The organism is Paenibacillus sp. Dod16, assembly GCF_049893405.1.
GTDB lineage: Bacteria > Bacillota > Bacilli > Paenibacillales > Paenibacillaceae > Paenibacillus_AQ.
Window position 1 is genome coordinate 104,485 of the sequence record NZ_JBNDYG010000033.1, and the last position, 6,415, is coordinate 110,899.

General features: G+C 50.9%; 5 protein-coding genes and 1 pseudogene. 1 reads left to right on the forward strand and 5 read right to left on the reverse strand.

What is annotated here, in order from left to right:
• Nucleotides 1-221 precede the first annotated feature (221 nt).
• Nucleotides 222-1,442 (forward strand): L-dopachrome tautomerase-related protein, encoded by a 1,221-nt coding sequence (locus ACPV3A_RS23105; protein WP_426201417.1) that lies wholly within the window; start codon nucleotides 222-224, stop codon nucleotides 1,440-1,442.
• A gap of 104 nt (nucleotides 1,443-1,546) precedes the next feature.
• On the opposite strand, the gene ACPV3A_RS23110 is transcribed toward ACPV3A_RS23105, so the two are convergent.
• The 5 genes and pseudogenes from ACPV3A_RS23110 to ACPV3A_RS23130 form a co-directional block, all read right to left on the reverse strand.
• Nucleotides 1,547-2,086 carry a D-lyxose/D-mannose family sugar isomerase gene (locus ACPV3A_RS23110; protein ID WP_194541214.1) on the reverse strand — a complete coding sequence of 180 codons (540 nt, stop codon included), beginning with the start codon at nucleotides 2,084-2,086 and terminating at the stop codon, nucleotides 1,547-1,549.
• Nucleotides 2,087-2,108: 22 nt separating this feature from the next.
• Nucleotides 2,109-3,326 carry a carbohydrate kinase family protein gene (locus ACPV3A_RS23115; protein WP_426201419.1) on the reverse strand — a complete coding sequence of 406 codons (1,218 nt, stop codon included), beginning with the start codon at nucleotides 3,324-3,326 and terminating at the stop codon, nucleotides 2,109-2,111.
• Between the two features lie 2 nt (nucleotides 3,327-3,328).
• On the reverse strand, nucleotides 3,329-4,492 hold the full coding sequence (locus tag ACPV3A_RS23120; protein ID WP_194541213.1) for a Gfo/Idh/MocA family protein: 1,164 nt from the start codon (nucleotides 4,490-4,492) through the stop codon (nucleotides 3,329-3,331).
• Nucleotides 4,482-5,357 (reverse strand): aldolase, encoded by an 876-nt coding sequence (locus ACPV3A_RS23125; protein WP_339222146.1) that lies wholly within the window; start codon nucleotides 5,355-5,357, stop codon nucleotides 4,482-4,484. Before ACPV3A_RS23125 ends, ACPV3A_RS23120 begins: the two co-directional genes overlap by 11 nt.
• Before the next feature lie 124 nt (nucleotides 5,358-5,481).
• A pseudogene (locus tag ACPV3A_RS23130) lies at nucleotides 5,482-6,415 on the reverse strand (hypothetical protein); the annotation flags it as partial.

Here is a 6,415-nt window from a genome sequence, read left to right on the forward strand (position 1 = left end):
ATTGTCTGCATTGTCTGCCGGCGTGCCGATCGGTCAATCCGGTAACACGAATCTGATTAAGATTCTGCAAGTGTAACTTGTAATTTCCTAAAAAGACCTCCCGGTGATTTAATCGGCGCCAATCCATCCCTCTGGGCATATAACTAACTTGAGGAATAAGCTCGAAGAATAATCTGCGCTGCGTTAATGGATGAACCGAGCATGTTATCGGAGGTCTTGAAATGGTTGTACCGCATCATTCAATGGAGGGCCAGTGGCAGCAGCCTACTGTCCCTCATTGTAAACAGACCCATAGCTATACAAGTCCGTACCAGATGCTCTTTCACTGGAGCCGCCTGGACTGGAACTTCCCGAACCCTGCGATGAAGCAGCGATTCGAGGAGCGCCAGGATTGGAAGCACTGCATGCCTGCAGGCGTCAAGGTAGACCGGCAGGGACGCTTCTATGTATCGGTTCCGCGCTGGGCTGAAGGGGTTCCCGCTACGCTGAATACCATTGCGATGGTGGACGGCAAGCCCGTACTGGAGGCTTTTCCAAGCTGGGAGTGGAATACGCCGGGGGATGTTCGGGTGCTGCAATCCGTCCTTGGCTACGAGATTGATGAACATCATCGGATGTGGATTCTGGATCAAGGAAAAATCGCATACGATACCTCGCCCGTAGGCTCGCAAAAGCTGCTCATCTGGGATCTGAGCGCGAACCGCCTGCTCGACTCTATTGTCATTCCGGACGATATTGCCCCGCCCCGAACATCGTTCCTGAACGACATCGTGGTGGATAACCGCAACGGTTATGCCTATATTACCGATTCGGGCTCCGGCTGGCCGGACCATCCGCTGTATGGCGGAATCATCGTCTACAATATGAGAACGAAGAAATTTCGGCGCGTCCTCGACAGTCATTACAGCACGCAGGACGTCCCCCGTTTCCGGTTTGAGATCGATACCGAGCCGGTATACCGCAACAAGCCGATTCGGATCGGCGCCGATGGCATAGCTCTGTCCGCGGATCGCGGAACTCTATTCTACTGCCAGGTAACGGGGCGCAATCTGTACGCTGTCGATACGCGGCTTCTGCGAAATTTCGATATTCCCGATTCGATCATCCGGGATTCCGTTCAGACCCTGGGCAGCAAAGGAACGACAACCGACGGCATGCATGCCGACAATCAAGGCCGTGTATTCTACACCATGCTCGAAGGCAAGGGAATCGGTTACTATTCACCGTACACACGCTCGTTCAACAAGCTGCTGTCCGACGACAGAATGCTGTGGGTAGACGGGGTGGCTTTTGATCAGCGCGGCTCGATCATCTTCAACAACAACCGCCTGCACCGCATGTTCGAGGAGCCGCAGAACATCGACTGGGATGATCCTTACAATCTGATTGTATGGAGAGCCTACATCGGGCGGGACGTAAAGTCGTACTTATATGGTGGATGAGGGTTGTGAAAAAAGGGTTAGGCAGATCGGGCACTCATGCCCTCTGCCTAACCCTTTTGTTATACGAATTTTAAACTTCTGCATGAGCAGATTTAGTCATTCAACTATTTTTTAGGCACCCGGCAAATATTAGGATCGGTAAAAATATCATATTCATCACGACTCGTGCTGGAGAACTCCGATATGACCGCACCCTCCTCTCCTGCCTGAAACCAATGCAGTGTGTCTGGCGGAATGGTGTATTGCTGCCCAGGTGTCAGTTCGATTTCCTGAAATACGGAATAGTAATCCTTACTCTTTGGCGGTACTAGCGCTTGGATCGGAGCAGAGGGTTCCCCCTCGACGTAAAGATATACCCTTCCTGCTCTGCAGCGGAACGTTTCCATCTTACCTGGGTCTTCTCCCACTGGAGGATGCTTATGCTCGGGACAGGTTTGGCTTGGGAATAACACCAGCTCTTTCGCACAGTATCGATCGGTATTAATGTAAGTAATGAGCTCTAAACCCTGCGTCTCAAGATCATTCAATCCGAAGGAAGCCACCTCAATCTCGTTCATCTCGTCTGGCGACAGGATGATTCCGGCGTTATGAAGAATTTCCGCCGTACGTTTCTGTGCGGCCTTCACTTGACTGTGAGTCAGCATTATCATTTCGCCTCCTTTGACGTCAATCATTCACGCGTATTGTGTCTCCATTCCCATGAAACACTGACGCCGGTCCATGCACTTTGGGATGGTATCCCGAACGTGCTATCTTTGATACATGCTGCTGCCAGCCTGAGTCAATTCGGGATGCAACTTCCTCCCATGTCGGGATTCCACTTGTCGCATCCGGTCGTTCGACATTACACGCCCCCGTGCCGACAGCCATAATCAGCGACTCTTCCGGCGCCAGTCCCTGCATGAATGCGGACAAAAAGCCTGCAATCGTACAGTCTCCAGCTCCCGTTGTCCCCGCTGTCTCTACTATGAAGCAAGGAACCAGAAGTTCCCTCCCTAACCAATCTGTTAAACGTTCAGGGCGATAACGCCCCATGTTCTCCAGCCGGGCTGATTCAGCCGTACTGCGCATATATAGACCATGCTCGCCAAGCTTAAGCACGACTACTGCGGCCCCCATGCCAAGTAATTCAGCGGAAAGCTCCTGCAGCAGATCGGGACCGATCCGGTCCATGATATGCTCGCTTCCGTATTTTTCGACCATTTCCTCATAGCGCTTTTTGTGAAGCATATATAGGATTTCTTCCACGCTTGGCAAAAATAAATCCACGGAGGGAAGCACATTTCGCAACACTTCCCTCCAGTCAACATGTCCGGCCAATGAGTTCGCATCGGGTTTCGCCATATCCAGCGATGTCGTGGTACCTGCTGCTTTCGCCCGCTGCATCAAGGCTGCCAGCTCGCAGCCCCCTTGCTCATACATGCGCCTCATCAGGGGGGGATAACCGAAATGGAATAAACCCGCTTCTTCCAATGTACGCTTACTGACATCTTCAGCTCCGAATGTATCGTTGGCGCCTGTACAGTGAAGGAACATTCGATCCACCTTCAGTGGACTCAAAACGATTGTATAGGAGCTCGATTCTCCCTCTGATACGATCATGTCTTCTGCTAACGATTCATGCTCTCTGCGAATCAAGGAGAGGATCACTTCGCCGAAAATATCGGTACCCACCTTGCCCATGAGCCGTACCGGCATACCAAGCCGATGAAGCGCAATACCTGTATTGGCAACCGCTCCACCGGTAGCCAGCATCGCCTCTCCGACGTTTAATAACTTCCCCGGCACCATATGAAATGGTCCTTCCTGAATGGAGGGGATAATATCAAGGCAAATATGACCACCAACAATGACATGATAAGGAAGAGTATGTTTTTCAATCAATTTTACGCCCTCCACGGGATCGGAATGGTGTTACCGGATCGATTCGATTCCAATGCAGCCGTAAACACCCGATGGCTCCCTTCCGCTTCCTCAGGCGTTGCGCATCGGAAAGGTTGGAGCATGCCGTCCGATCCGTTAACCAGTTCATCGCAGAAAGCCGCCCACATCTGGAGGATGGAATCCGAGAACCCAAACTCAAATATCCCTCCTGTGATGGTCGAGTAAGCGGATTTGTAAGGCGCATCCATGACATGCCATGCCTGGCTTCCGCCTGGCTCATACGGAAGCCAGGATACCTGCTTCGGATTTTTCGTCGTGAATTCAGCGGACATCGCCGTCCCTTGGATACGGATAAACCATGTGTTCGCATGACCGGGAGCTATTCGTTTAGTCGAAAGCAGCATAGGAAAGCGTTGAAGCGATGTTTGTACGTCGCAGGCCAGAATCGCATTGTCCCATGTCTCGCAAGGCTCCATCCCCCCCTTACCATCTGGCCGCTCTTCTATCACGTTCCTCAACAACGCTCTTACATTCTGCGGATACCAGCCGAATCTCATGGGCAGGTGCAGTACATGCATTCCAAGATCACCCATACATCCATATTCGCCATTAGCGGAGATTCTTCGCTTCCAATTCATCGGTTTATTAGGATCGAGATCGCTCGAATGCCAAAAGCCTGCTTCAACTTCAATGATCTTTCCAAATTTCTCTTCTTGCACCCACTGGGAGATTTGCAGGGCACCCGGAAAAAAAGGGAATTCCGAAGAACAACGCACGAGGACAGACGGGTTCTCATCTAATGCTGTACGGATCGCGAGATTCGCTTCCCGGTCGATTCCAAACGGTTTCTCTCCAAGCAGATGTTTTCCCGCCCGGATAATATCGGTATATATTTGTGCATGCAAATGATGCGGTACGGCACAATAAACGGCGTCTACCTGCGGGTCTGTTAACAGTTCTTTGTAATCGGTATACGAATGTTTAACGCTGGGGATCTCTTGTTCAAACCAGGCCGTGGCTGCTCGGTTTGCATCACAAACGGCGGTAATGGACGGTATAAAATCGACATCGGTCAGATGGCACCATCTGGCAGCAGCACTGGCAAACTCTTTTCCCATGAGGCCGCATCCGATGACACCGAAACGAATGGTTTTTTTATGCCTCATCCGCCATGTCCTCCCCGTTTAAGATCGCAAGGGCTATCTCTGCGCTGCAGCCTCTGTGCACAATTTCCATTAAGGCCTGCGTCATACGTGCTGGATGGGGATGCTGGATCACGTTCCTCCCATATACAATGCCGGATGCTCCTTGATCCATCAAACTCACGGTACGGTTCACAATCTCTTCATCGGAGGCTCGGCCGCCTCCCCGAACAAGCACGGGCACTCCAGAGGCAGTCTCTATAACCCGATGGTACTCCAGGATGTTATCGCACGGATCCGCTTTGATTACATCGCCCCCAAGCTCAACGGCCTGTCTGACAAGGGGAATGATTTTCTCAATATCACCGTCTACCATGTAGCCTCCTTTCGCTTCATTAGGCAGCATCACAAGCGGCTCCACCATGAGGACCATACCGTAGCGTTCACAATCCGTTTTTAACTTCATGACATTTTTCACACATTGGTAATGCAGCTCTGGTTGATTCGGTAGAAGAAGCAAATTCACACATACAGCTACAGCATCCATTCGAACCGCATGCTCGACGGCATGATCTATTACTTGGCTAAATAAATAATGAGGTAATTCTGGACCATAGATATTTGCTGCATCGGTACGCAGAACCAAGCCAGGTTTGCATTTACCAGAAATATGCTGCAGCAGCTTGGATTGGCCAAGGCTAAGCTGAATACAATCCGGGTTGGCTTTTACGACGGTTTCGACCGCTTGTTTCATGTTTTCTATGGATTGCAAAAAGGAATACTCATTAAAAAAACCGTGATCGATGGCTACGTCAAAACACTTACCCGCCTCACTGAACATTCTTCGTAACCTTGCATCTGCCGTCATGGTCACCCATCTCCAATTCATTTATTTCTTCACAACCTTAAACAGGTCTAGTTCTTTTTCATAAAGTGCTTTAAGTGCTGTCATTTCTGGATTCGTTTCTCCCATTTCCGTTGCTTGAATAGATTCTCTAGACGCCAGGGAGGTTCTATGAACCAAAATTCAGCGTATTCCGATCAGGTTCAGTACGCGGATGATGCCCCTTAAAAGACAGGACGTATTCCGAATTCCACTCTGGTCGGTTGACGACGATCAATTCTAACCTCATTCTGCCGGTTTCCGAACGAGGGAGTTTGATTCTGGCTGTTGGTCCGCGCCGATTCTCATTAGATGCCAGTTCGGCATAATCCCATGCCAACACGAATTGTCGTTCACTCGATCCAACGGTCAACCAGGCTTCGATCCGGCCTGCCGGGATCTGCTCCGCGCTGTCATTCAACATCCATAGTTCAGGCTCAAACCATTCGCCTTCTTTCCAAGTAAACCTTGGAATGCGTGCGCTTGCGAGGACAGGCCTGCATGAAGCTTGCACTGCATAATAAGCCGGCTTCGGCTTGGCCGGATACATGATGATGCTGTTATTGGCTGCAGTCGGCCAAGGCTCGTTATAACACCAATTCAGGGCCATGGAGCATACCGGCTTTTGACGGCGGGCTTCCTCATAGATACATTTGTACCCTTCCGACTGCAGCAGCTGACCGTACTCCACCAGCTGTTCCAGCGTCTCCCAGGGACCGAGATAATGCTCAATCTGGTCGGCCATCAGCCACATATTATCTGACAACGCATGGAATGCGTGATGACTTTCCCAAGCCGTCCCGGGTCGTGGCGGATACAGTTCATCAGCGGGAATAAAGCTCTTTAACTGCTCTACGGACGACGGGGAAGGAACACCAAATTCGGTATATGCGGTGTTCCTGGCCTTAGGCATGGACTGGAGCACATCCTCGCCGTTCCGGTATTGGAACATATAATGTCCATGCCCCATGCCCTCGATCGGCGATGTCATCAAAAAAGGGGTTTGGCGGTCCAGCATGTAACAGTTCGCATTTAAAAGCCTGAGCGGCAACGATTGATCCGTC